General features: G+C 63.5%; 23 protein-coding genes. 8 read left to right on the top strand and 15 right to left on the bottom strand.

Features of this window, described 5'->3' with window-relative positions:
• The first annotated feature begins 84 nt into the window (after window positions 1-84).
• Window positions 85-1,032, top strand: coding sequence for a GlxA family transcriptional regulator (locus GR167_RS13240; RefSeq protein WP_235915955.1), 948 nt, complete (start codon window positions 85-87; stop codon window positions 1,030-1,032).
• Here GR167_RS13240 and GR167_RS13235 read toward each other — a convergent pair.
• From GR167_RS13235 to GR167_RS13225, 3 genes are all read right to left on the bottom strand, one after another.
• A complete protein-coding gene (locus GR167_RS13235) occupies window positions 1,029-1,991 on the bottom strand; it encodes a GlxA family transcriptional regulator (RefSeq protein WP_160974134.1) in 963 nt (320 codons plus the stop codon). The two genes, GR167_RS13240 and GR167_RS13235, sit on opposite strands and share 4 nt — an antisense overlap.
• 140 nt (window positions 1,992-2,131) lie before the next feature.
• On the bottom strand, window positions 2,132-3,220 hold the full coding sequence (locus tag GR167_RS13230; RefSeq protein WP_160974133.1) for a flavin reductase family protein: 1,089 nt from the start codon (window positions 3,218-3,220) through the stop codon (window positions 2,132-2,134).
• Between the two features lie 3 nt (window positions 3,221-3,223).
• On the bottom strand, window positions 3,224-4,471 hold the full coding sequence (locus GR167_RS13225; protein ID WP_160974132.1) for an aromatic ring-hydroxylating oxygenase subunit alpha: 1,248 nt from the start codon (window positions 4,469-4,471) through the stop codon (window positions 3,224-3,226).
• A gap of 323 nt (window positions 4,472-4,794) precedes the next feature.
• Between GR167_RS13225 and GR167_RS13220 the strand changes: the two genes are divergently transcribed.
• Entirely contained in the window at window positions 4,795-6,141 is a 1,347-nt protein-coding gene (locus GR167_RS13220; protein WP_160974131.1) for an NAD(P)/FAD-dependent oxidoreductase, read from the top strand.
• Between the two features lie 88 nt (window positions 6,142-6,229).
• Here the strand turns inward: GR167_RS13220 and GR167_RS13215 are convergent, their stop codons facing one another.
• The 7 genes from GR167_RS13215 to GR167_RS13185 all read right to left on the bottom strand — a co-directional run bounded on the left by GR167_RS13215 (window position 6,230) and on the right by GR167_RS13185 (window position 13,753).
• Complete coding sequence (locus GR167_RS13215; RefSeq protein WP_160974130.1) at window positions 6,230-7,078, bottom strand: nitrilase-related carbon-nitrogen hydrolase; 849 nt, start codon at window positions 7,076-7,078, stop codon at window positions 6,230-6,232.
• A 97-nt stretch (window positions 7,079-7,175) separates the two neighbouring features.
• Window positions 7,176-8,063, bottom strand: a complete 888-nt coding sequence (locus GR167_RS13210) for a glycine betaine ABC transporter substrate-binding protein (protein ID WP_160974129.1) — start codon at window positions 8,061-8,063, stop codon at window positions 7,176-7,178.
• A gap of 29 nt (window positions 8,064-8,092) precedes the next feature.
• Window positions 8,093-8,842 carry an ABC transporter permease gene (locus tag GR167_RS13205; RefSeq protein WP_235915954.1) on the bottom strand — a complete coding sequence of 250 codons (750 nt, stop codon included), beginning with the start codon at window positions 8,840-8,842 and terminating at the stop codon, window positions 8,093-8,095.
• Complete coding sequence (locus GR167_RS13200) at window positions 8,839-9,987, bottom strand: ABC transporter ATP-binding protein (protein ID WP_160974128.1); 1,149 nt, start codon at window positions 9,985-9,987, stop codon at window positions 8,839-8,841. Before GR167_RS13200 ends, GR167_RS13205 begins: the two co-directional genes overlap by 4 nt.
• A gap of 18 nt (window positions 9,988-10,005) precedes the next feature.
• A complete protein-coding gene (locus GR167_RS13195; RefSeq protein ID WP_160974127.1) occupies window positions 10,006-10,665 on the bottom strand; it encodes an ABC transporter permease in 660 nt (219 codons plus the stop codon).
• Window positions 10,666-11,017: 352 nt separating this feature from the next.
• A complete protein-coding gene (locus tag GR167_RS13190) occupies window positions 11,018-12,115 on the bottom strand; it encodes a DegT/DnrJ/EryC1/StrS family aminotransferase (RefSeq protein WP_160974126.1) in 1,098 nt (365 codons plus the stop codon).
• A gap of 3 nt (window positions 12,116-12,118) precedes the next feature.
• Window positions 12,119-13,753 (bottom strand): B12-binding domain-containing radical SAM protein, encoded by a 1,635-nt coding sequence (locus GR167_RS13185; protein WP_370741312.1) that lies wholly within the window; start codon window positions 13,751-13,753, stop codon window positions 12,119-12,121.
• Window positions 13,754-13,844: 91 nt separating this feature from the next.
• Here GR167_RS13185 and GR167_RS13180 point away from each other — a divergent pair, with 91 nt between their 5' ends.
• The 6 genes from GR167_RS13180 (at window position 13,845) to ppsA (ending at window position 20,252) form a co-directional block, all read left to right on the top strand.
• Entirely contained in the window at window positions 13,845-14,495 is a 651-nt protein-coding gene (locus GR167_RS13180) for a class I SAM-dependent DNA methyltransferase (protein WP_212769955.1), read from the top strand.
• 10 nt (window positions 14,496-14,505) lie between these two features.
• A complete protein-coding gene (locus GR167_RS13175) occupies window positions 14,506-15,174 on the top strand; it encodes an acetyltransferase (RefSeq protein ID WP_160974124.1) in 669 nt (222 codons plus the stop codon).
• Window positions 15,171-16,100: a hypothetical protein gene (locus GR167_RS13170; RefSeq protein WP_160974122.1), complete on the top strand. Its 930-nt coding sequence runs from the start codon at window positions 15,171-15,173 to the stop codon at window positions 16,098-16,100. Before GR167_RS13175 ends, GR167_RS13170 begins: the two co-directional genes overlap by 4 nt.
• The gene (locus tag GR167_RS13165) at window positions 16,084-17,031 is read left to right on the top strand and encodes a GT-B fold glycosyltransferase domain-containing protein (RefSeq protein WP_160974120.1); all 948 of its coding nucleotides are present in this window, start codon (window positions 16,084-16,086) and stop codon (window positions 17,029-17,031) included. The genes GR167_RS13170 and GR167_RS13165 overlap by 17 nt, the downstream gene beginning before the upstream one ends.
• Window positions 17,028-17,696 (top strand): WbqC family protein, encoded by a 669-nt coding sequence (locus GR167_RS13160; protein ID WP_160974119.1) that lies wholly within the window; start codon window positions 17,028-17,030, stop codon window positions 17,694-17,696. The genes GR167_RS13165 and GR167_RS13160 overlap by 4 nt, the downstream gene beginning before the upstream one ends.
• A 171-nt stretch (window positions 17,697-17,867) precedes the next feature.
• On the top strand, window positions 17,868-20,252 hold the full coding sequence (gene ppsA, locus GR167_RS13155; RefSeq protein ID WP_160974117.1) for a phosphoenolpyruvate synthase: 2,385 nt from the start codon (window positions 17,868-17,870) through the stop codon (window positions 20,250-20,252).
• A gap of 41 nt (window positions 20,253-20,293) precedes the next feature.
• Here the strand turns inward: ppsA and GR167_RS13150 are convergent, their stop codons facing one another.
• The 5 genes from GR167_RS13150 to GR167_RS13130 form a co-directional block, all read right to left on the bottom strand.
• Entirely contained in the window at window positions 20,294-21,067 is a 774-nt protein-coding gene (locus GR167_RS13150; RefSeq protein ID WP_160974115.1) for an ABC transporter ATP-binding protein, read from the bottom strand.
• On the bottom strand, window positions 21,064-21,921 hold the full coding sequence (locus tag GR167_RS13145; protein ID WP_160974113.1) for an ABC transporter ATP-binding protein: 858 nt from the start codon (window positions 21,919-21,921) through the stop codon (window positions 21,064-21,066). The genes GR167_RS13150 and GR167_RS13145 overlap by 4 nt, the downstream gene beginning before the upstream one ends.
• Window positions 21,918-22,832, bottom strand: a complete 915-nt coding sequence (nikC, locus tag GR167_RS13140) for a nickel transporter permease (protein ID WP_160974111.1) — start codon at window positions 22,830-22,832, stop codon at window positions 21,918-21,920. The genes GR167_RS13145 and nikC overlap by 4 nt, the downstream gene beginning before the upstream one ends.
• Window positions 22,829-23,812 (bottom strand): ABC transporter permease, encoded by a 984-nt coding sequence (locus tag GR167_RS13135; RefSeq protein WP_212769954.1) that lies wholly within the window; start codon window positions 23,810-23,812, stop codon window positions 22,829-22,831. The genes nikC and GR167_RS13135 overlap by 4 nt, the downstream gene beginning before the upstream one ends.
• A gap of 75 nt (window positions 23,813-23,887) precedes the next feature.
• The gene (locus GR167_RS13130; protein WP_160974108.1) at window positions 23,888-25,483 is read right to left on the bottom strand and encodes an ABC transporter substrate-binding protein; all 1,596 of its coding nucleotides are present in this window, start codon (window positions 25,481-25,483) and stop codon (window positions 23,888-23,890) included.
• Window positions 25,484-25,521: the final 38 nt, after the last annotated feature.

Raw genomic sequence — 25,521 nt, 5'->3', positions numbered from 1 at the left:
CCATTCTTTCACCTTGTCATAGCAGGATCGAATCTGTCATTTCTTTCGTAGGTGAGACATTTAGTTTCGAAAAAGGGACGCGATATGCGGGCGCAACGGATCGGTTTCTGCCTGATCGAAGGCTACGCGATGATGAGCACCGCGGCGGCGATGGAACCGCTGCGCGCGGCCAACCTGTTTTCCGATGCGCCACTTTACGAAATCGTCCCCCTGTCGGTGGCGGGCGGGGCGGTCGCATCGTCGCTGCCCGGCGCGATGGACACCGTGCCGATTTCCAAGGCCGGGGATGACTTCGATGTCGTGTTCGTCGTCGCGGGGGGCGATCCGTTCAGGGTGCAGGACCAGGCACTGTTCACCTGGCTGCGCCATCTGGATCGCAAGGGCGTGGCCCTGGGCGGGATTTCCGGCGGATCGGCAATCCTTGCCAATGCCGGGCTGATGGAAAACCGCCGCTTCACCATCCATTGGCACCACCTGGAGGACTTGCGCGCGCGGTTCGATCGCGGCTGGCTGGAACACCGGCTCTATGTGATCGACCGCGACAGGTATACCTGCGCGGGGGGCACGGCGCCGCTCGACATGATGTATGCGATGATTTCGGCGCAGCACGGAGTCAGCTTCGCTCGCAAGATCAGCGACTGGTTCATCCAGACCGAGATCCGCATCGCCGACGCCCCGCAACAGGCCAGCGTCGCGGCGCGCTACGGATCGCCGCCCCGTGCCGTGGCCGAGGCGCTGGAACTGATGGAATCCCACATTGCCGACCCGCTGAACCTGGATCAGATCGCCGCCCTGGTCGGTCTGTCGGCGCGCCAGTTGCAGCGCCAGTTTTCCAAGGCGCTCGACCTGTCGGTGATGCATGTCTATCGCGATATCCGGCTTGAAACCGCGCGCGAACTGTTGCGCAGCTCGCATATCCCGCTGGGCGAGATCGCCAATATGACCGGGTTCGGCGCGCAGGCCGCGTTTTCAAGCGCCTACCGCCAGCGCTATGGTCAATCGCCGCGCGAGGGGCGCAGCGCGACAACCTAGTCCCGTCGCGCGTCCAGGTTTCCTTGCGTGACGGCGTTGCGCAGCGACGAGGGCGAGACCTTGAAGTGATCCGAGAAGCAGAAGGAAAAGTAGGAGCCGGATCGGAACCCGGTCGCCACCGCGACTTCGAGGATCGGCATATTGGAATGCAGCAGCAGGTCGCGGGCGCGTTCCAGCCGCTGTATCTTGCTGTATTTCGACGGCGTCATGCCGGTGTATTTCATGAACAACCGTTCCAGCGACCGCCGGCTGGACCCGACAGCGGAGGCAAGTTCCGCCGGGGACATCGGGTGTTCCATCGAACTTGCCAGCAGCGCGATCGCGTTGCGCATCTGCTTGGGCGCGGTTTCGGGGATGTGTTCGGTCCCCGACGACTGCAACGCGCCGCCCGAGCGGATGCGATCCAGCTGCAGCTGGTTGGCGACGGCGTGCAACAGCCGCTTGTCGTGATCGCGGGCGATGATTTCCATCATCAGGTCGAAGGACGACATGCCCCCGGCGCAGGTCATGATGTTCTGGTGAATTTCAAAGATCGCGTGGCTGAGCGTGATGTCGGGGAATTCTTCGCGGAAGGCGGGGTGGCCTTCCCAGTGGATCGTGCAGGGGGTGTTTTTCAACAGCCCCGCCCGGGCCAGGAAAATCGTCCCCATCGAAATCGCGCCCAGGGTGACCCCCGCCGAATAGCGCCGGTTCAGAAAGGCGGTCAACCGGGTCTGGTGCTGCGCCACCAGGCTCAGCCCTGCGCAGACGAAGGTGTAATCGGGCTTCGGTCCCTCGCCGATCCGCCCCTCGCTGGCCAGGATCAACCCGTTGGAGGCACGCACCGGCCCGCCGTCTTCGGTCACGATGGTCCAGGCGTAGCAGTCGTACCCGGCCATCCGGTTGGCCACGCGCAGCGGTTCGATGGCCGAGGTCACCGACAGCATGGAAAACGCGTCGAGCAAGACGAACTCGAACAAGATAGGTTTGCGCGCGCCCTGCCGGGGCGGCGCGGAACCGAAGGGAGCGTCCCTGTCCATTCCTACACTCATTCCGATTGTGTGCGCTTTGTCGTGAAAACCTATGCCCCGCGCCAACCGGCCTGCGCAAGCGAATTTGCCTAGGCCGGATCGGCCAGGGTGACCGGTCCCTTGGGCCGGGAACAACAGGCGAGGATATAGCCATCGGCGACCTCGCTTTCCGACAGCCCGCCCTGTTGCGCCATGTCAACCTCGCCCGAAACCAGCTTCAGCCGGCAGGTGCCGCATTGGCCTTCGCCGCAGCCGGTCGGCACCCGCACCCCCTGCGCCGCCAGGGCGCTTACCAGCGTGTCGTCCGGCGAGACGTCGAAATCGCGGCCGCGATAGCTGACGGTGAGGCCGGTTTGGGCGCTGTCGTCTGTGGGCGCGACCACCTTCGCCTTCACCGGTGCGGCGCCGAAGGTTTCGGTCAGGAACCGCGCGGGATCGAGACCCTCGGCCCGCAACACCTGGCCCATCGAGGTCATGAACGGATCGGGGCCGCAGCAGAACACCACGCGGCGCGCGGCATCGGGCAGCATCGAGCGCAGCATCGCGCGGTCGGGACGGCCGCGATAGCCGCGCCAGACCTCGCCCGCCTTGGGGGCGGTGACGACCTCGAACAGGCGCAGGTTGGGCATCTCGGCGGCGATCCGGGTCAGTTCCTCGGTATAAAGCAGATCGCCCACCTGCCGCGCCACCTGGATCACCGCGACATCGGTGGTTTCGCCGCGCCCGTGCAGCCAGCGCAGCATCGACATCATCGGGGTGAACCCGCTGCCGCCGCCGATCAGCAGCAAGGGCTGGCCGGGGTAAGGCAGCAGGGTGAAGCGCCCGAATGGTCCGCGCGCACTCAGCCTGTCGCCGGGGGCGAGGTGTTCGTGCATCCAGCGCGTCGCGTGACCGGACGGCCCGGCCTTGACGGTGATCGACAGGCGGTGCGGGTCAAGCCCGCCCGACGCGATGGTGAAGGTGCGGGTGGCGGTCCCGGTGTCCATCGGCAGGTCGATCGCGACGGCCTGCCCCGGGTGGTGCTGCAAAGGACCGTCGAGGGTGTCGAAAACATACGTCACCGTATCGGACGTTTCCGCGATGCGCTCGGCAAGGCAAAGGCTGTGCGGCTGCGACCTGTGCAGCGGCAGACCCGATTTCGGAAACGGCAGGGTGGCGGGGTCGGGCAGGGCGGTCATGTCTTATTCCGCCGCCGCCAGCGCCGCCTGCGGCCCGTCGAGCCATGTCGTCAGCTTGCCCCTGTACCAGTCGAGGAAGTTCAGGATCATGAATTCCGACACTTCGGAATAGGGCCCGGGCGTATAGGCCGGGGACCGGGTGCCGCGCTGGTTTTCCTCGGCCAGGCGTTTGTCCTGGTCGTTGGTTTCGATCCAGACATGGCTGAGGTGGTGGATATCGTAATCCCACCCTTCCACCGCGTCTTCGTGCACGCACCAGGTCGTGCGCACCTCGGTCTTGTCGGGGCCAAGCGGCAGGACGCGGAAATGGATCGTCATTTCGGACAGGAAATGATGCCAATTGTTCGGTACGCGGAAGGCGCGCACCGATCCCAGATCGGGTTCGGTCAGATCGCCCAGCAGCTTCTTCGAGGCCGGTTTGCCGTCCAGCGTCATCGAATAGGTCCCGGACCGGAACGGCAGCCGGATGCAGCGGAATTCGTTGCCGCCGTCGACCGGTTCATGCGGCAGGTTCAGCGCGTCCCATTCGCAGGCCTTTTGTTCCATGATCTTGAATTCGTCGCCGAAGCGTTCGTCGTTGGGCCGCGCCATTTCGACCAAGGACACCAACAATTCGGGATGGTTGCCCGCGCAGTGATAGCATTCGCGGTTGTTTTCGATGACCAGTTTCCAGTTCGCATCCTCGACGATGACCGATTCATGCACGATCTTGGTGCGGCGCGGGTCATGCGGGCGGATATAGGGGGTGATCGCGTTGCGGAACCGTTCGATGTCCGGGGGCGTTTCGGCCAGGCAGATATAAAGCAGCCCCTCGATCGAGGTCACGTGCACGGGCTTGAGCGGGAATTTCGATTGATCGAAGGCTTCGCCCATGTAGCGGGTCGAAATCAGCTCCCCGGTCAGCTCATAGGTCCACTGGTGATAGGGACAGACCAGTCGCCCGGTATGGCCGCGCGCCTTGTCGCACAGCCGCGATCCGCGGTGGCGGCAGGAATTGTGGAAGGCGCGCAGCTCGCCTTCGTGATCGCGCAGCACGATGATCGGCGCGTTGTGGATCGTCAGCGTCACGTAATCGCCCGCATTGGGGATTTCGCATTCGGGGCCGACGAAGATCCAGTCGTTGTAAAACACCGCCTCGATATCGGCCTCGAAAACATCCGGGTCGTTGTAGAATTCGCGCGGCAGGGAATAGCCCTCCTGGTAGGCGTCAAGCGCGGCGCGCAGTTTGTTCTCGGCGGAAAAGGTGGTCATGGGCGGCTCCCGGTTCAGGTCGCGGATTGGGGGATCGTTTCAGGGCAATTTCTGCGCCTTTCCTTCCTGCCTTGGATTTTCCGTGTCCGCTTTCGATTTTGCGCCATTGTTGGCTGGAAATGTCCCTAAATCCCCGGGGGGTGTTTTCAAATCGCCTTGGTATTAAGCATTTTACACGGATTCTTCATGCCGTCGGGTCCGCGGCTGAAGGTGGCGAAATTTCGACAAAAAATGACGTGGAAGCAGGAAGCCAGCGCCCCAAAGCCGCGCATTCTGACCGGCAGAACAGCGGGTTCCCCGCATATGTGCAAATGGAGTGCGACATGTCTTTCCCCACCAAGGCGCCCTATCTGATTATCGGCGCGGGTATCCACGGCCTTTCGACGGCCCTTCACCTTGCCAAAACGCTGAAGGCCAGCGGCAAGGGATCGGGCGAAGATATCCTCGTCGTCGACAAATCCGGCATCGCCGCCGGTGCGTCGGGCATCGCCTGTGGCGTGGTGCGCAACAACTATTACCAGCCGGCGATGCGCGAATTGATGGCCCATTCGGTGTCGCATTGGGAAGCCAATGCCGAGGCGCTGAGCTACAATCCCGTGGGCTACATGCAGATTTCGTCGGAATCGATGCACGAGGACGTGGCCAAGATTTACAGCGAACAGCAGGCGATCGGTTACGAATCCAGCTTCATCGAAGGCGCGGATGCGTGCGATACCTATATGAAGGGGCTGTTTTCCGACTGGCGCGCGCAGGGCATCACGTCTGTGCTGCACGAGAAGAAGGGCGGCTACGCGCATAACACCAAGGCGATCTACGCGCTGGCAAAGATGGCCGAGGACGAGGGTGTGCGCATCCTGACCGGCGTCACCGTGACCGGGCTGAAGGGCACCAGCGGGGCAAGTTCGGCAATCGAAGCGGTCGAGACCGACAAGGGCACGATCGCCTGCAATTACGTCGTCGTCGCCGCGGGCCCGTGGGTGCGCGATTTCTGGTCGATGGCGGAGCTGCCGCAAACCGTTTCGATCAAGGGCGCGGACGGCGCGATGCATGACGGCATCCCGATGTGGAAATTCTGGCAGCTGCAGGAAGGTGTGCTGCGCGTCGATCCCGAAAGCTTCCGCACCAATGACGGCAAGCTGCCGCCGGTGGTGCATGTCGATACCGACGCGCCGCTCTATTCGGATGTGGACGGGTCGCTGATCACCGATGAAATGTGGGGGATCTATTACAAGCCCGACCCGCATTTCGGCGGCATCCAGGGCGGCGCGATGCCCTACAAGGTCGACACGCCGGTCGACGAGGTGGCGATCGATCCCTACGGTCCGTCCTCGCCGGAATTCGTGGCCTCGCCGGAATTTGCCCATATGTGGGTGTCGGCCCTGGCGCATTGCAATGAACGGTTTTCGGGCACGATGCCGAAGTACCACAAGGAACCGTCGGGCGGCATCGGCTGCTTCACCCCCGACAGCTTCCCGGTCTTCGATGTGTTCCGCGAAAACTGTTACATCATCGCGGATTCCAACCACGGCTACAAAATGCTGGGCGTGGGCGAATTGGTGGCGCAGGAAATCACCGGTGGCAAATCCGCGCTGCTCGAACCCTTCCGCTTCTCGCGCTATGCCGAGGGCAAGCTGCACCCGGTGTCGAACAGTCCCTATCCCTGGAGCTGATGGGCGAAACCCCTTCTTTCACCCGTCACAAAGAAACCGGCGCCAGATATGGCGCCGGTTTTTTCATGTCTGAGGGGCCGGTTGGCGGTCAGTTCAGCAGCGGCGGCAGTTCGCGCAGCAACAGCTGCGGCGACAGGGTGCGCACCGTCGGCATGGTCTGGCGGGCATGGATGACGTCGGCGAAGCTGACCTCGGCGCAGATCAGTTCCTCGCCCGTGCCCGCGTTGACCAGCTTCTGCCCGTCGGCGGCATAGATCGACGACCCGCCCCAGAAATTCATGTCCAGATGCGGCCCGGTCCAGTTGCACATCATGATCGGCAGCCCGTAAATCATCGCCGTGTAGCGGGCCAGAATGTCCCAGCCCCGTTCGTTGGAAAACCCGCCGCCGGGGCCTTCCTTGGTCGAGGCGATCGGCAGCGCCAGAACCGTGCTTTCGCGGATCGCCGACAGGTAAAGCAGACCCGGGTCCCAGGCATCGGCGCAGATCATGCCGCCGCAGGTCCAGTGCCGGTCCAGATCGACCGTCATCGTCCGTTTCCCGGCGGTGAAATACTTGCCCTCGTCGAGGCGGCCATAGGTGGGCAGGTTGATCTTGCGATAGACCTTGATGATTTCGCCCTTATGGAGCCAGGCGATGGAATTGTAGAACTGCCCGCCGCGTCCCTGTTCGATGAAACCCACCACCGCATAGCCGTTGCGCGCCTTTTGCGCCAGGCTGGTCAGGCGCGGATCGTCGGCCCAGATCGCCATTTTCCGCACCGCTTCGCCATCGGGCGGATAGCCGGTGAGCGAGGTTTCGGGAAAGGTCACGATGTCGATCTGTTCGTCCTGCGCCTGTTCGAGAAAGGCGATGTGTTTGCCAAACAGCGTGTCGGGTGAGGTGGGCGTGTGTTCGATCTGCGCGCAGGCGCAACGCAGGCTATCGCGGTGATGCATGGTCGGGGACCTTCAAAGAGAAAACCGCCCCCTAAGGCCAAGGGGCGGCGAAGGGGAGCGCGCGAAAATCGCGCGCTCCGGCGGATCATGTCAAGGCTCAGATCAGGCCCTGTTCGGACAGGAAGGCGGCGGAAACGTCTTCGACCGTTTTCTTGTCGACATCGACGCGGGCGCACAGATCGCGCACGATTTCATCGGTGAAGACGGCCGAAAGCGTGTTCAGCAGCGTGCCGACTTCGGGGTTCGCGTCCAGGTACTCGGTACGGATATTCGGGGTCAGCGCGTAGTTCGGGAAGAATTCCTTGTCGTCTTTCAGCACCTTGAAATCGAACGCCTGGATGCGGCCATCCAGCGCGAAGACCAGACCGATATCGAGCTGTTCGTCCTTCAGCGCCTGGTAGATCAGGCCGGTCTGCATCGGTGCCAGGTTCTTGCGCGCGACGTCGAAGCCATAGGCTTCTTCCATCCCGGGCAGCCCGTCGGGGCGCTTGGGGAATTCCGCGTTCACGCCGAATTTCAGACCGGCATCGCCGTTATAGGCGGCGGCCAAGTCGGAAATCGTGCTCAGCCCCTTGTCGTCCGAGGCGCGCACAGCGATGGCATAGGTGGAATTCGCCGCCGACGGGTTCAGCCAGGTGATGCCCACTTTCGCGTCGAGCTCCTTGACCTTGTTGTAGGTGTCTTCGGCGCTCAGCTTGTCTTCGACCTTGTTGAAGGTCACCAGCGAGGTGCCGGTATATTCCCAGTAGACATCCAGCTGGTCGTTTTCCAGCGCCGCGCGCAGCACCGAGGTGCCCATGCCGTCGCGTTTTTCGACATCCATCCCCTTGGCGGTGAGGAACTGGTTGGTGATCTCGGCGACCAGCAGCTGTTCGGTGAAGTTCTTGCCGCCGACACGGACCTCTTGCGCATAGGCAGAGGTTGCGGAAAGCAGCGCTGTAGCAACAAGAACGCGAGTTGCGGTTTGTGCGAGTTTTTTGAACATGAAGTCCTCCGTTGGATGATGTTCTTTGGTTATTGTCTGAGAGGATTGACCCCGCGCGGGATCAGCCAGAATTGCGCCCGCGCCAGGATGTAATCGGCGAGCATCGACAGCGCCGCGACGGGGATCGCCCCGGCCAGCAGCATCTGCATGTCGTTGAGATCGATGCCGGTGAAGATCAGTTCGCCCAGCCCGCCGCCGCCGATCAGGAAGGCCAGCGGCACGGTGCCCACATTCACCGCCACGGCGGTGCGGATACCGGCAAAGATCACGTAAAGCGCGTTGGGCAGTTCCACGCTGCGCAGGATGTGCAGCGGTTTCATCCCCATCCCGGTCGCCGCTTCCTTCAGGTGCGCGGGCACTTCGCGCAGGCCCTGGAACGTGTTGCGAACGATGGGCAGCAGCGTCGCGATCCAAAGGCCGAAAACCGCGGGGGTAAATCCGATCCCCAGCAGGGTGATCGACAGCGCCAAGATCGCCAGCGTCGGAATGGTCGTGCCGATGTTGAACACCTGCAGGACGGTTTCGGAATAGCGCTGCACACGGTCGCGGCTCAGGAAAATGCCGACCGGCACCCCGACCATGATCGCGAGGCCAGAGGAGACGAGCACCAGCACCAGATGCTGCTGCGCCAGGTAGATGATATCCTCGGAATAGAGCCGCCAGATATCGCCGAAATAGCCCTTTTCCCCGGCCATCAGCCCGATCCCGAACACCAGCCCGAGGGCGAAGATGGCCTTGGACCGGACGTTGTCGCTGTTCATGGTGTCACGGATGCTCATAGGGCCTCCGCGGGCGCGTGATCGGCGTGATCGCGATAGGTCGCGCCAAGCGCGTGGGAAATCGCGCGTTGGGTGACGAAGCCCTGGAAGAACCCGTCGTCGTCGACGCAGGCCAGCCAGGTGGTGTCGTGCCGGAACATGCGCGACACGGCGGTGCGCAGGTCGTCATCGGGATGCACGGTGGTGGGCAGGGCCTGGAAATGTTCCTCGACCCGGCCGGTTTCGTCCAGGATGTCGTTGAGATGCAGGAACCCGCGCGCCCGGCCGCGCGGCCCGACCATGACAACATTCTTGTGTCCGGCTTCCTTCATCAGGTCGCGGGCCTTGGCGACCGGATCCTGCGCGACGACCCGGATCTGGCTGCTGATCATCACGTCGGACACTTTCAGCAGGCTGAGCCGCTTCAGCGTCCTGTCCGAGCCGAGGAAGCTGGCGATGAAATCGTTCTTGGGCCGGGCCAGCAGGTCGTCGGGGCTGTCGTATTGTTCCAGGATGCCGTCCTTGAAGATGGCGATCTTGTCGCCCATCTTGATCGCCTCGTCGATGTCGTGGCTGACGAAGGCGATGGTCTTGCGCAGTTCCTTCTGCATCTTCAGGAATTCGTCCTGGATGACCGCCCGGTTGATCGGGTCGATGGCGCCGAAGGGTTCATCCATCAGCAGAACCGGCGGGTCGGCGGCCAGGGCGCGGATCACGCCGACGCGCTGCTGCTGGCCGCCGGACAGTTCCTTGGGGAAACGCTTGAGGAAGATGCCCGGATCGAGGTTCACCAGTTCCAGCAATTCGCCCGCCCGCGCCCGCGATTTCTTGCGGTCCCAGCCCAGAAGGTCGGGCACGACGCTGATATTGTCCTCGATCGTCATGTTCGGGAACAGGCCGATCTGCTGGATGACATAGCCGATGGAGCGGCGCAGCGCGACCGGATCGACGTCATCGGTATCGCGCCCGGCGACATGGATCTTGCCGCTGGTTTTCGGGATCAGCCCGTTGATCATCTTGAGCGTCGTCGTCTTGCCGCAGCCCGAGGGGCCAAGCAGGACACAGATTTCGCCTTCGGGAACCTCCATCGTCACCTTGTCGGCCGCGGTGACGGTGCCGCCGCCGGGCGTTTCAAAGATTTTCGAAAGCTTGTCGAGTTTGATCATTGTCTTGTCCCAGATGGATTAGTGGCCGGCACCGGAGGAGGAGGCGGGCGTGAGGCGCCTTTGCAGCCAGAGCAGCGCATAGTCGGAAGCGATTGCGAGCAGCGACACCATGATGGCGCCGGTGATGAGCTGACGCGGGTCCGACTGCGAAATGCCGCGGCTGATGAACACGCCCAGCCCGCCCGCGCCGATATAGGCGGCGATGGCGGTGATACCGATATTCATCACCACGGCGATACGGACGCCCGCCATCACCACCGGGATCGCCAGCGGAATTTCGACCCGGGCCAGCCGTTGCTTCGGGGGCATGCCCAGCCCCCGCGCGGCTTCGCGCAGGGCCGGGTCGACGTTGGAAATCGCGGTGTAGGTGTTTCGGATGATCGGCAACTGCGAATACAGCAGCACGGCAATGACCGCGGGCAGATAACCGATCCCGTGACCGATCAGCGACAGGACCGGGATCATCAGGCCGAACAAAGCGATGGACGGGATCGTGATGATGATCGCGGCGATATAAAGGACGATGTCTGCGGCGCGTTGATTGAGGGTGATCAGAATCCCGATCGGCACCCCGGTCAGGATGGCCAGCCCGATGGCGACGCCCACGATGGAGATATGCTGCAAGGTGCGCTCGGCGATGACGTCGAGATTCTGGCTGATGAATAGTAATGTGTCCAAGACACGCCCCCTGTTGCATTCGTCCCGGTTTTTGCACCGGCTTTGGAAGACCGTGGTCGCGGAAACCCTGCCCCGCATATGGATCAGCGGCGCAAAGTTTAAAAAAAGCGCCAGCCGGGGGGCGAAACGGAAAAAATCCACGGCTGTCACTGGATTTGGTGGGGAACACATCCCGCGCCGGTTTTCAAGCTGCCGAAAAATGAAGCGCGTTTGGCCGGGCTTTGTCTAAATATTGCAAATTATCTATATCTTGAAATGACTTATCGCTTCTCGGCAGGGGGCTGCCGCGCGGCAGAGTGGCGCCCATGATGGGCGCGGCCGGATCACCGGGGGCTGCGACAGATAAAGGGCGTCACGATCCGGCCTCGGCGAGGGCGGCGCAGATGTCCTGCACCTGCGCCTCGCTCAGGTCCTGATAAAACGGCACGCCCAAAGTCGACCGAGCCAGCGCCTTGGTCACCGGCAAGGGCAGGTGCGGACAATCGGCAAAGGCAGGCATCCGGTGCATCCCCGCTTCCCACCAGTGGCGCCAAGCGATGCCGCGCCGGGCCAGCGCCCGTTTCGCCGGCGCTAGGTGTTCCGCCGGCAGACCCAGCGACAGGGATGCGGAAACCCAGTCGGTCCCGAACCCGGCGGGCATGGTGATATGGCCGGGCAGCGCGCTGCGATACAGCTGCGCCACCGTCTGATGCGCCTCGCGTTTCTCGCCATAGCCGGGCAGCGCCGCCAGGCCCACGGCGGCGGCGTATTCGCTCAGTTTCCCGTTCACGGCGGGCAGTTCGGCGTTGCGCGTGCCATGGAAACCGAAATTCAGCACCTTGCGCATGGTGCGCAGGAAGGCGGCATCGCGGCACAGGGTGAACCCGCCCTCGCCGACACCGAACAGCTTGGTCGCGTGAAGGCTGACCACGATGGGGATCGTGCTGGCGCTCAGGCTGTCGAAGGCGGCGGCCCCGTCGACGATCACCGGCAAACCGGTTTCATCTCGGAAACCTTCCCAGGCGGTCACGTCCGCCGGGGCGCCGAAGGGCATGACCGGTATCACCGCCGCCACGCGCGCCGGGGCCTGCGCCAGCGCGGCGCGGGCCAGCGCGGGGGTGAGCGCGCCGCTACCCGCCTCCACATCCACGAACCACGGCGTCAGCCCGGCCAGACGCGCCGCGTGGCCTGTCGCCGGAAACGACCAGGATGGCATCATGCACAGCGCCCCCGGTTCCGGCCGCAGCGCCAGCAGCGCCGCGACCAGCCCGATCGTGCAGCTGGAATGGCACAGGACGGATCGTTCCGCCCCGAACTGCCGCCCCAGGGCCTGTTCAAGCCGCGCATTCAGCGGCCCGCCATTGGAGTAATGCCGGGTCGCATCGATTTCGCGCAGGAACGGCAGCACCTCGTCGGCCGAGGGCAGCTGCGGTCGGGCGACGGGGATGACGGGCGGCGTGCTGTATTTCATCGCTCAGGCCGTCTTTTCCCGGGGCGCCTGCGGGCGAGGCTGTCCGAAGCGGCTTTGGATCGATCCGAAGGATATTTTCCGCTCATGCCGGGCCATCTGGTGGAAATGCCAATGCTCGATGCACAGGCCGACAAAGGCGGGCAGCGGGATCGCCCGGGGGCCGAGGGACCGGTTGCGCCGGTAGTGGCGCAGATAGCTGCGCAGCAGTCTTGGGCCCTCTTCCTGGCGCACCAGATGGGTGGCGAGCCGCGCCGCGGAAAGCACCCCCGACAGCCGCCCCGCCAGCGCCGACGCGCGGCCGGGCCTGGGCAGGTTATCCCTGGCGAAGGCCGCCCGTTTGCGCCAATACCCGGTCGAGGCGGCGTAGGACCCCAGCAGCCTGTCCCAGAAGACATCGGGGTCGTAGAGCCGCAGAACCAGGTCGTCATAGCCCGCCAGCAGCTGATCCTGATCCATCCCGAGCGGATGGAAGTTGATCCGCGGATGGTGCGGATCGAGCCGCCCTTCGGCCTTGAGCCTGTCATAAAGCGGGGTGCTGGGAATGGCGCTGAGCACGGCGACATGGGCCTTGGCGATCCCGTTGCGCTGGATGAAGCGGAACTGTTCGTCGAAAATTTCCGGATCGTCGGCGTCGAAGCCCAGGATGAACCCGCCCGTGACCACGATCCCCGCATCGCGGATGCGCTGCAGCTTGTCGTCCATGCTGTCGCCGCGCATGTTCTGCAGCTTGCGCGTTTCGCTCAGCGACGCGGCGCGCGGGGTTTCGACGCCGATGAAAACCTGCCGGAAATTCGCCGCGACCATCAGCTCCAGCAGGTCGGGGTCATCGGCCAGGTTCAGGCTGGCCTCGGTGCTCAGCGGCAGGGGGAAACCGTTCGCCTTCTGCCACTCGGCGATGGCGATCAGGACCTCGCGGGCCTTGGCCTTGTTGCCGATGAAATTGTCGTCGACCAGAAAGCACTGCTTGAACCCCGCGTCGCGGATCGCATCCAGTTCGGTCAGCACCTGGGCCGGGGTCTTGGTGCGGGGGCGGCGGCCGAAAATGGTGATGATGTCGCAGAATTCGCACAGGAACGGGCAGCCGCGCGAAAACTGCAGCGGGGCGACGATATAGGCCCCGGCATCGACCAGGTCATAGCGCGGCGCCGGCACCGTCGTCATGTCGGTCTTCTGCTGCTGCTCATAGCGCGGCAGTGTTGTACGCCCGTCCCGCAGGTCGCGCAGGAAGGCGGGCCAGGTCGTTTCGGCCTCGCCGATGAAGGCGGTGTCGCACAGCCCTTCGAATTCGCTTTCCGACACGGTGATCAACGGGCCGCCGACCGCGATATGACGCGCGCTGTGGCGCAGCTGCTGCAGGATTTCATGCATGCGTTTTTGCTGCACGATCATCCCGGTGACACCGACCACGTCGAAATCGGCGATCCGGTCGAAGGGAATGTCTTCGACATTTTCGTCGATCAGGGTCACGTCGCAGAATTCGGGGGTCAGCGCGGCCAAAGCCGGAAGCGCGGCCGTCAGCGTGTAGCATTTCTTGCGCCCCGGCAGAAACGGAAGGGCATATTCGAAACCCCAGAAATTCGGGTCGAACCGGGGATTGATGAGCGCCACCTTGAGACGGGAATCGTCAACTGTCTTCACGATAAAAATACCTTACGAAACTCACTTCGCGCTTCACAATTATCCGCAAAGCATTAAACCTAAGTTAGAAAATTATTACCAGTATTACCTTATGGCGATAGGTGCGCAAATCACGACTGAATCGGCCCGGACTCTGTTCAGCAGGCTGAGCGCCCATTACGACAGGTGTTTCGAACGCTACGGGGATTGTGCGCAGGGCATGGACTGGCCGGATGCCGAGGGCGCGCGGCTGCGTTATGGCGTGATGGCCGATCTGCTGAGCGAACCGGGGGCCGAGGTTCTGGACCTGGGCTGCGGCGCGGGGCATTTCTGGGAATATCTTCAGGACACGGGCCGCACGGACCTGCGCTATCGCGGCATCGACCTGTCCGACACGATGGTGCGTCATTGCCGGGCAAAATTCCCCGGCATCCCGTTCGAACGGGCCGATGTGCTGTCCGATCCGTCCCGGCTGGGCAAGGTGGATTATGCCGTGCTGAACGGTGTGCTGACGGAAAAGCTGACCGCGGATCACGACGCGATGTTCGGGGCGGCACGGCAGCTTCTGTCGACGGTGTTCGGGGCGGTGCGCCGGGGCATGGCGTTCAACGTGATGTCCAAGCACGTGGATTGGGAACGCGATGACCTGTTCCATCTTCCCTATGACGACATGGCGCGTTTCGTGGTCCGGGACCTGTCGCGGCGGCATGTGATCCGGGCCGATTACGGTCTCTACGAATATACGGTTTACGTTTTCAAATAGGTTTGAGGCTTTGACAGATATCGTGATTTTCGGGGCGGGGCAGATCGCCGAAGTGGCCTTGGCCTATATCAGGCGTTTCGGGTCCGACCGGGTGGTCGGGTTCACCGTGGACCGCGAATATGCGACGCAGGCGGAATTTCATGGCCTGCCGGTGGTGCCCTGGGACGCGCTGGAAACCCGTTTCCCGCCCGGTGAGGTGAAGCTGCTCGGCCCGCTCAGCTACCAGCAGCTGAACGGGTTGCGCCGGGACCGGCACCGCGAAGGCCGCGCGCGCGGCTATAGCTTTGCCAGCTTCGTGCATCCTTCGGTGCATGACATGGCCGATCATATCGGCGAAAACTGCTTCATCCTCGAAAACACCATCCTGCAGCCCTTTACCCGGATCGGCGACGGCTGCGTGATCTGGACCGCCGTGCATATCGGCCATCACAGCACGATCGGGGATCATTGCTTCATCTCTTCGCAGGTCGGCATTTCCAGCGGCTGCACCATCGGGCCGGGTTGCCTGATCGGGGGGCAGGTGGGGATTTCGAACGGCGTCACCATCGGCGCGGACACCTATCTGGAAACGCGCTGCATGATCCGCCGCGATTTGCCGCCGGGTAGCGTCGTGCGCCACCCCGACGACCGGAAAGAGGAATATTCCAGCGACCGGCTCAAAGGGATGCGTTTCAAGTGACGGGCGCGCTGTGGTCACGCAAGGGGATGTTCCTGACCGCCGGCGGCGGCGACTGGATCAGCCATGCGCAGGTGCCGACGGTTCTGCCGCTGTCCGACCGGTTGTGGCGGATCTTTTTCGGCGGTCGTGACGCGGCGAACCGATCCCGGACCTTCGCCGCCGATGTCGATCCATCCCGGGATATGGAAATCCGCGCACTGTACCGCGATCCGGTGTTTCCCGATGCCGCGCCGGGCCGGTTCGATTGCGACGGTACCGCGCCGTCCTGCTTGCGGCGGCAGGGCGACGACTACCTGCTCTATTACTCGGGCATCCGGCGCGACCCCGACAGGGATTACAACACCCAGATCGGGCTGGCGCGCAGTGGGGACGGTTTGGATTTCGGGACCCATCCGCAGCCGATCGGCCGGGCGCATCCGGGCGACCGGACCCCGTTCGTATTGGCGGAAAAGGACGGCTATCGCGTGTGGTTCGTCGCCGATTGCGGCCCGCCGGAGGCGTTTCGCTATGGCATCCGGACCTGTTTTTCCCCTGACGGCATCACCTGGGACGAAAGCGCGGTAACGGCCGTTCCGGTACAGGGCGGATTCACCGCACAAATCCGGCCCTGGGTCACCGAATGGCAGGGGCAAAGGCGGCTGTGGTTCAGCGAACGCGGCGATGATTTCCGCAAGGGCGGCACCCATCCCTATCGCGTGGCGTCCTGCCCGGTCGACGAACAAGGGGTGGCCTGTGGCCCGGTGACTCCGGTGGCCTTTGAAAACCCGCCCCGGCCGGGGGATTTCGACGATTGGATGCAGGGCTATGCCGCGATTGTCCCCCATGGCGAGGGGTTGATCATGGTCTATAACGGCAATGATTTCGGACGTGACGGGATCGGTTGGGCGATGCTGGAACAGGGGGCGGACCATGCCCTGCCGCTTTGAGTTCCGTATCCCGGTCCTGCCGACGCCGGGGTTCTTTTCCGGCGTCAAGCTGGCGGTGAAATCCCTGCGCAAACTGGGCGGGGCCTATGAGGCGGCGCCGGTGGTGATCTCGGTGGGCGGCGATGAGGCCGCCGAAAACACCCACGACATGAACGGCTGGAGCGCTACGGACGAGAACGTGATCTGGCGGATCATCCCGGAGCACAAGCGCACGCCGGAATTTTCATCCGGGATCGACCGGTTCGAAAATCCGCTTGAAAGCGATATCGTGGTGATGTGCGACGCCGATGCCTGCCTGTTGCGCGATATCGACCCGGTGCTGGAACAGGTCTGCCGACACCCCCGCCCGATGATCGCCGCGATGCAGGCGCATCAATCGCCCTTCGGCCCTGACCCCGATGAAAACACCCGCAGTTGGGCCGAGCTATTCGCCCATTTCGGCCGGGACGCGCCGCGATTGTCTCTGTCCTACACGCTCGCCCGGCCGCAAAACGGCAAGGCGCCGCCCTATTTCAATTTCGGCTTCGTGGTGATGAACCGCGCGGCTTTCGATCTCGTCCGGCCCGATTTCGAAAGCCGGACGCTGCAGGCCGCGGCCCTGTTGCGGCTGCGGAAGCGTGAAATTTTTGCCGCCCAGATCGCCATGTCGGTGCTGATCGCAGAACATGGCATCGACTACCTTCCGCTGGACCCGTCCTACAACTGCACCAACAAGGATGAAATGTTCCGGGCCGGGCTGAAATCGGAACAGGACATTCGGGTGCTGCACTACCAGCGGCGCGACCATTTCGACCGGCATCTTTTCCTGTGTTGCCCGGAGGCTTTCGCAGAGTTTTCCGAACGGGACTACGACTCGAAGGTCATCGCGCATTTCCGCCGTCATGTTCTGTCGCTGCCCGATATCTTCTTTCGGCCGGGTGATCCGACATGACGCTCAGGGTCGCGATCATGCAGCCGTATTTCTTCCCCTATGCGGGTTACTTCCGGCTGATGGCGGCAAGCGATCTGTTCGTGATCCTGGACGATGTGCAGTTCCCGCGCAGGGGGCGTGTTCACCGCTGCGAACTGGCGCCCGGAACCTGGCTGACCCTGCCGCTGGCGCGCGCTGCGCGGGATACCCGGATCAATCAGCTGGACTGGGCGCCGGAGGCCCGCACAAGCCTCGATGCCCGGCTGGCCGGGGCCGGGATCGACAAGGCGGTTTCGTCGCCGCTGCACGCGCATCTGTTCGGCCCCTTGCCGTCGGTGCCCGACTTTCTGGAACGGGGGCTGAGGCTGGTCACCGAACTGCTGGATCTGCCTGTGCGTTTCCTGCGCAGTTCAGCGTTGGGGTTGCCCGCAGGGTTGCGCGGGCAGGACCGTATCCTGGCGATCCTGGACGCATTGGGCGCGTCCCATTACATCAACGCCCCCGGCGGGCGGGACCTGTATCAGCCGAACGCCTTTGCCACCCGCGGGATGACGCTGGAGTTCTTGCCGCCGTACCGGGGTGCGTTTCCCCATCTGCTACCCGAACTGCTTTTGCCCGGCGCCGGATCGCGCATCCGCGCCGATATCGACGGCGAGGCCCTTTCCGGGGCGTGGCCGGGCCTTTGATCCGCGTTCCAGGGCGCGTGGGTTAATTCGGCGGGTTTTCCGTCCCTTGCGCATCCTCCCTTTGGGTTGAGGCTGAAGCCCCCGGATCGCGCAGACTTTGACCAAGATCAACGCCCGCCCGCGCGGCCCCTGTAGGGTGGCGGGCAAAGGACATCAGGAGGGGGCACGATCATGCCGATTGATGACGAGGTCATTTTCTTTGAAAACCTGCGCCGCGACGACGTGCCGATTGTCGGCGGCAAGAACGCATCGCTGGGCGAAATGGTTCAAGGGCTTGGCGCCAAGGGCATTCGCGTGCCACCGGGATTTGCCACCACCGCCAACGCCTTTCGCCGCTATATCAAGGCAAACGGGCTCGACACGCTGATCACCGACACGATGCGCGCCTATGGCGAGGGCAGGATGCCGCTGCACAAGGCGGGCGAAACCGTCCGCGCGGCCATCGTCGCGGGCAGTTGGCCGACCGAAACCGAAGCCGCGCTGCGCCAGGCCTACCGGTCGCTTTCGGAACGCTCCGGCCAGGCCGATCTGGCCGTGGCGGTCCGTTCCAGTGCCACTGCCGAGGACCTGCCTGATGCCAGCTTCGCCGGACAGCAGGAAACATTCCTGAACGTGAGCGGCGAAGAGGAACTTCTGAGTGCCTGCCGTAAATGCTATGCCTCGCTGTTCACCGACCGGGCGATCACCTACCGCGAACTGAAAGGGTTCGATCACATGCAGGTCGCCCTGTCGGTGGGGGTGCAGCACATGGTGCGCTCGGATATTGGCGGGTCGGGGGTGATGTTTTCGATCGATACCGAAACCGGCTTCGACAAGGTGGTGCTGATCGACGCCGCCTGGGGGCTGGGCGAAAACATCGTGCAGGGGGCCGTCACGCCGGACGAATACCAGGTCTACAAACCGTTCCTGGACACCGACGGGTTGCGCCCGATCATCGAAAAGAAGCTCGGCGCCAAGGAAAAGAAGATGATCTATGCCGCCGCCGGGGCGGCTGAACCGATCCGCAACGTGCCCACCTCCAAGGCCGAACGCGCGGCTTTCGTGCTCAGCGATGACGAGGTGCTGGACCTAGCCCGGCAGGCCGCCGTGATCGAGGACCATTACGGTCAGCCGATGGATATGGAATGGGCCAAGGACGGCGTGACGGGCGATCTGTTCATCGTGCAGGCGCGCCCCGAAACGGTGCAGTCGCGGCAGGGTGCGCAGACGTTCAAACGCTATTCGGTGGGCGCGCATGGCGACACCATCGTGACCGGGCTGTCGGTCGGGGAACAGGTCGCCACCGGCCGCGTCTGCCTGATCGAAACGCCCGAGGATATCGACCGCTTTGTCGACGGCGCGGTACTGGTCACCTCCACGACCGACCCCGATTGGGTGCCGGTGATGAAACGGGCCTCGGCCATCGTGACGGATCGCGGCGGGCGCACCAGCCACGCCGCCATCGTCAGCCGCGAACTGGGCGTTCCGGCGCTGGTCGGCTGCGGCAACGCGACCTTCGTCCTGCACGATGAGCAGGAAGTCACCGTCAGTTGTGCCGAGGGCGATGTCGGCCATGTCTACGAAGGGCTGGCCGAGGTGACGGTCGAGGACCTGAACCTGACCGATGTGCCCGCCACCCGAACCAAGGTGATGCTGAACATGGCCAACCCGGCGACGGCGGCGCGCTGGTGGCGGTTGCCGGCGGATGGGGTCGGGCTGGCGCGGATGGAATTCGTCATCGCCAACACGATCCGGGTCCACCCCGAGGCGCTGCTGCGCTTCGACGAGGTGCAAGATGCGGGTGTCCGGGCCGAGATCGAGGAGCTGACCCGGGGATATGAGGACAAGACCGATTACTTCGTCGACCGGCTGGCGCTTGGCCTGTCGCGGATTGCCGCCGTGGCCTATCCGAACCCGATGATCCTGCGGATGAGCGATTTCAAGACCAACGAATATGCCGACCTGCTGGGCGGGGCGCAGTTCGAACCCGAGGAAGCCAACCCGATGATCGGCTGGCGCGGCGCGTCGCGCTATTACGATCCGGCCTATCGCGAAGGGTTCCGGCTGGAATGCCGCGCCATCCGCAGGCTGCGCGAGGTGATCGGGTTCGACAACGTGATGGTGATGATCCCGTTCTGCCGCACCCCGGAAGAAGCCGACCGGGTGATCGAGGTGATGAAGGAAGAAGGGTTGGAACGCGGGCTGCACGGGCTGCAGACCTATGTGATGTGCGAAATCCCGTCGAACGTCGTGCTGGCCGAGGAATTCGCCAAGCGCTTCGACGGGTTTTCCATCGGGTCGAACGACCTGACCCAGCTGACCCTGGGCATCGACCGCGACAGCGACAAGCTGGCGCCGTTGTTCGACGAACGTCACGAGGCGGTGCAATGGATGATCCGCACGGTGATCCGCAAGGCGCATGAATCGGGGGCGAAGATCGGGCTGTGCGGTCAGGCGCCGTCGAATTACCCCGATTTCGCCCGGGTGCTGGTGGAGGCGGGGATCGATTCCATATCGGTGGTGCCGGACAGTTTCGTCCAGGTGAAGAAACACGTCGCCGAGGCGGAAAAATCCTGACGGGGCGGTGAAGGGCCGCGATGCGGCCTTTCACGTTTTTCTCAAACGACCGCTTCGACCTCGCTGCGGCTGTATCCCAGCGATGCTTCGAGAAGCTGCTTGGTATAGGGATGGCTGGGCGTCATCGCCCGCATCTCTTCGACGCTCAGCACCTCGACGATTTCGCCCGCCTGCATCACCGCGATGCGTTCGCACATATGGGCGACCACGGCCAGGTCGTGCGACACCATCAGGAAGGTCAGGTCGTGTTCGGCGCGCAGGTCGGTCAGCAGGTTCAGGATTTCCGCCTGCACCGACACGTCCAGCGCCGATGTCGGTTCGTCCAGCAGCAGGATCGACGGTTCCGGCGCCAGCGCCCGGGCGATCGCCACCCGCTGCCGCTGCCCACCAGAAAGCTGGTGCGGATAGCGGAAGCGGAAGGCGGGGCCGAGCCCGACATCGTCCAGCAGCTTTTCGATGCGCGGGTCGATATCGCGGAACCCGTGCAGGCGCAGCGTTTCCGACAGGATCTGATCGACCGATTGGCGCGGGTGCAGCGATGCGTAAGGGTCCTGGAACACCATCTGCACGGTCTTGTAGAACGTCTTGTCGCGCTTGCGCCCCAAGGGTTGGTCGTTCACCGCCATCCGCCCCGAACAATGCGGCACCAGCCCGGTCAGCGCCCTCATGATGGTGGATTTGCCAGACCCGCTTTCGCCGACCAGCCCGAAGCTTTCGCCGCGCGCGACCTCGAATGTGGCGTGTTTCACCGCGTCGACGCGGTCGCGCCCTTCGCCGAACCAGATGTTCAGGTCCTCAAAACTTAGCGCGCTCATGCGTCCGGCCCCACGCTTTCGGCCTCGGCCCAGGCCGGGTCTCGTTGCAATACTTCAAGCCGCTTTTGCGGCGCGTCGAAGCGGGGCAGCGAATTCAGCAGCCCGCGGGTATAGGGGTGTTTCGCTTCGTGCAGCTTGTCGGCATCGCAGGTTTCCACCACGCGGCCGGCATACATGATCAGCACCCGGTCGCAGAATTGCGATACCAGGTTCAGGTCGTGGCTGATGAAGATCAGCCCCATGCCGCGATCGCGCACCAGCTTGTCCATGATTTCCAGAACCTGCCCCTGCACCGACACGTCGAGCGCCGATGTCGGTTCGTCCGCGATCAGCAGATCTGGATCGGGGATCAGCATCATCGCGATCATGATCCGCTGGCCCATGCCGCCCGACACTTCGTGCGGATAGGCGCGCATGACCCGTTCGGGATCGCGGATCGACACCGCTTCGAGCATTTCCAGCGCCCGCTTGCGGGCCTCGGCCTTGCCGCCCTTGGAATGCAGCCGGTAGGCCTCCATCAGCTGTTCGCCGATGGTCATCACCGGGTTGAGCGAAAATTTCGGGTCCTGCATCACCATCGAAATCCTATCGCCGCGAATCTTGCGCATATCGGCTTCGGATTTGCTCAGCAGGTCCTCGCCGTCGAGCTTGATGTAATCGGCCTCGACCTCGCCCGGGGCCCGGATCAGGCGCAGGATGGCGCGGCCGGTCATCGATTTGCCCGATCCGCTTTCGCCGACGATGCCCAGCCGTTCGCGGCCCAGCTTGAAGGACACGCCGCGCACCGCGTCGAACACGCCCTTGCGGGTGGGAAACCGCACCCAGAGGTTTTTAACGTCCAGTAATTCGGTCATTTCGAATCCTTCGGGTCCAATACGTCGCGCAGCCCGTCGCCCAGCAGGTTGAAGGCCAGCGAGACGGTGAAGATCGCCAGCCCCGGCACCGTGGCCACCCACCAGTGATCGAGGATGAAGCGGCGCCCTTCGGAAATCATCGCGCCCCATTCCGGGCTCGGCGGCTGCGCACCCAGGCCCAGGAAGCCCAGACCGGCGGCGGCCAGGATGATGCCCGCCATGTCCAGCGTCACCCGCACGATCAGTGACGAAATGCACAGCGGCCAGATATGCTTGGTGATGATCCGCACCGGCCCCGCGCCCTGCAGCCGCACCGCGCTGATGAAGTCGGAATTGCGGATGGTCAGGGTTTCGGCCCGTGCGATCCGCGCATAGGGCGGCCAGGCGGTCAGCGAAATCGCCAGCACCGCGTTTTCGATCCCGGCGCCAAGCGCCGCCACGAAGGCCAGCGCCAGCACCAGCCGCGGGAAGGCCAGGAAGATATCGGTGATCCGCATCAAGGCGACATCGATCCAGCCGCCGGCATAGCCCGCGATTGTGCCGACCAGCAGCCCCGCCAGCGGCGCGATCAGCGCCACCAGCGTCACGATGTAAAGCGTGATGCGCGAGCCATAAATCAGCCGCGACAGGATATCCCGGCCCAGCGAATCCGTGCCCAGCAGGTGGCTTTCGGTGCCCAGCGGCTTCAGCCGGTTGCCAAGGTCCTGGGTGAACGGATCATGCGGCGCGATCAGCGGCGCGAAGGCCGCCATCAGCAGCAGGAAGACCAGGATGGAAAGGCCGAACATGGCCAGGGAATTGGACCGGAACGACAGCCAGCCGTGATACAGCGCCGACAGCCGCGCCTGCAGGCGCGAATGCGGCGTATCGGTCAGCAGCCATTCGCGCAGTCCGGTTTGCGTATCGCTCATTTCGCCCTCGGATCAAGGAAACGGTAAAGAAGGTCGGAACCGACATTCAGGATGATGAAGATCAGGCCGATCACCACTGTGCCGCCCAGAACCGCGCTCATGTCCGCGGACAGCAGCGCGTTGGTGATGTAGGACCCGATGCCCGGCCAGGCGAAGATGATTTCGGTCAGCACCGATCCTTCCAGCAGGTTGGCATAGCTCAGCGCGATCACGGTGATCAGCTGCACCCGGATGTTGCGGAAGGCATGGCGCCAGATCACCGCGCGTTCGGACATGCCCTTGACCCGGGCGGTGGTGATGTATTCGGCGCTCAGCTGTTCGAGCATGAAGGACCGGGTCATGCGGCTGATATAGGCCAGGCTGTAATAGCCCAGCAGCGAGGCTGGCAGCACGATATGGCTCAGCGCGTCGCGGAACACTTCCCAGTTGCCGTCCAGAATGCTGTCGATCAGGATCATGCCGGTCACCGGCGGCACCACGTCGGCATAGAAAATGCCCACCCGTCCCGGGCCGCCGACCCAGCCGAGAATGCCGTAGAAGACCAGAAGCCCCATCAGCCCGAGCCAGAAGATCGGCATCGAATAACCCACCAGCGCCACGACGCGGGCGATCTGGTCGATCCAGCTGTCGCGCCGGACGGCGGCGATGACGCCCAGCGGCACGCCCAGCAGCACCCCCATCAGGGTGCCCAGCGTCGCCAGTTCCAGCGTGGCGGGAAAGACCCGGCCGATATCTTCGGAAACCGGATGCGCGGTCAGCAGCGAGACGCCGAAATCGCCATGCAGCACGTCCCACAGGTAATATCCGAACTGCACCAGCAGCGGCTTGTCGAGGCCAAGATCCTCGAACACCTTCTGATAGGTCTCGGGCGAGGCACGTTCGCCGACGATGGACAGGACGGGATCGATCGGCATCACCCTGCCGATCAGGAATGTCACGAAAAGAAGGCCCAGCATGGTGATCGCGATCGATCCCAGCATGTAGGCCGGCCGCTTCAGCCAGCGGGGAAGGAGCGCCGGCCGGCGCTCCTTTGTGTTTTGCTCTGCCAGGGACACTTACTTCGTGACCTGCCAATAGGAGGCCGCGGTGATCGCCTGACCGGTCGAGAAGTTCGTCACGTTGTCGCGCAGCGCCGATTGTTCGATCTTCTGGAACATGATGGCGAAAGGCGAGGTCTCGCGGAACTCGGCCTGGATTTCGTGATACATCTGGGCGCGCTTTTCGCGGTCGTTTTCGATCACGGCGGCGTCGACCTTTTCGGTCAGCCCGGCGGTATCCCAGCTGTTGCGCCAGGCCAGCAGACCGGTCAGACCGGCCTCTTTCGAGTTGTCGGGGTTATAGGCGAAGGTGCCCGCGTTGGTCTGCGGATCGGGGTAATCCGGACCCCAGGCGCCGATATAGACGTCCAGTTCGCGTGCCCGGTACATGCCGAGGATCTGCTTGCCGGTGCCGACGGTCAGGTTCAGCTTGATCCCGGCCTGGGCAAAGGTGTTCTGCAGCGACTGGGCGATTTCCAGGCGTTCCTGCGCTTCGCGCACGCCGGCGGTCAGTTCCAGACCGTCAACACCCGCTTCGGCCAGCAGCGCCTTGGCTTTTTCCACGTTCAGCGAGAACGGGTTTTCCTCGACCGAGCCGAGATAGGTCAGCGGCAGGAAGTTCTGGTGGATGGTGTACTGCCCCTTGAGGAAGCTGTCCTGCATCCCTTCGTAATCGATCAGGTACTTGATCGCCTGGCGCACCTGCGGTTTCGCCAGATCGGGGTTCTGCTGACCCAGCGAGGCATACATCAGGCGGCCCTTGAGTTCGGCCGAAATCTTGATCCCGTCCTCTTCAAGCACACCGGCGACGTCTTCGGGGTTCAGGTTGCGGGCGATGTCGATATCGCCGCGTTCCAGCAGCAGGCGCTGCGTGGCGCTTTCCAGGATGTGGCGGACGATCACGCGTTCCATCGCCGGGGCGCCGAGATAGAAATCGGGGTTCGATTTCAGGGTGACCGATTCATTCGGTTTCCAGCTGACCAGCGAATAGGCGCCCGACCCGGCGGCGTTGGTTTTCAGCCAGGTGTTGCCCAGGTCGCCATCGACCTCGTTTTCCATCACCAGCTTCTTGTCGACGATGCCGCCGATGGTGGCGGTCAGACAGTTCAGAACGAACGAAGTCGCATAGCGCTTGTCGGTGGTGATGATGAGCTTGTTGCCCTCGGCGCGGATGGTTTGTTCGACATTTTCCGGGCTGAAACCGAACTGGGTCAGGATGAAGGCCGGGGTCTTGTTCAGGATCACCGCGCGGCGCAGCGAGAATTCGGCATCCTCGGCGGTCACCGGGTTGCCCGAATGGAACTTCACGCCGTCACGCATGGTGAAGGTGATGGTGCGGCCGTCCTCGGACACGTCCCAGCTTTCGGCCAGGTCGGGCTGATAGCCCGCGTCGAGGTTCAGCGGATCGAAGTTGATCAGCTTGCCATAGATGTTGCGGCTGACATCCGAGCCCGCGAATTCAAAGGATTCCGCCGGGTCCAGCGTGGTGATGTCGTCGATCCGGTTGGCGATGACCAGCATGTTGGCCGGCGTTTCGGCATAGCCGGGCAGGCCGGTCACGCTCAGCGCAAGGCCCAGTGCGGCCCCGGACATGAATTTTGCGAAAGCAGTCATTTTTTATTCTCTCCTGTTGTGAAGGTCGTTTGGTATTG

Origin of the sequence: Thalassovita mangrovi (assembly GCF_009857745.1) — a bacterium.
Classification (GTDB): Bacteria; Pseudomonadota; Alphaproteobacteria; order Rhodobacterales; family Rhodobacteraceae; genus Thalassobius; species Thalassobius mangrovi.
This window is presented reverse-complemented; position numbering and strand designations above follow the sequence as displayed.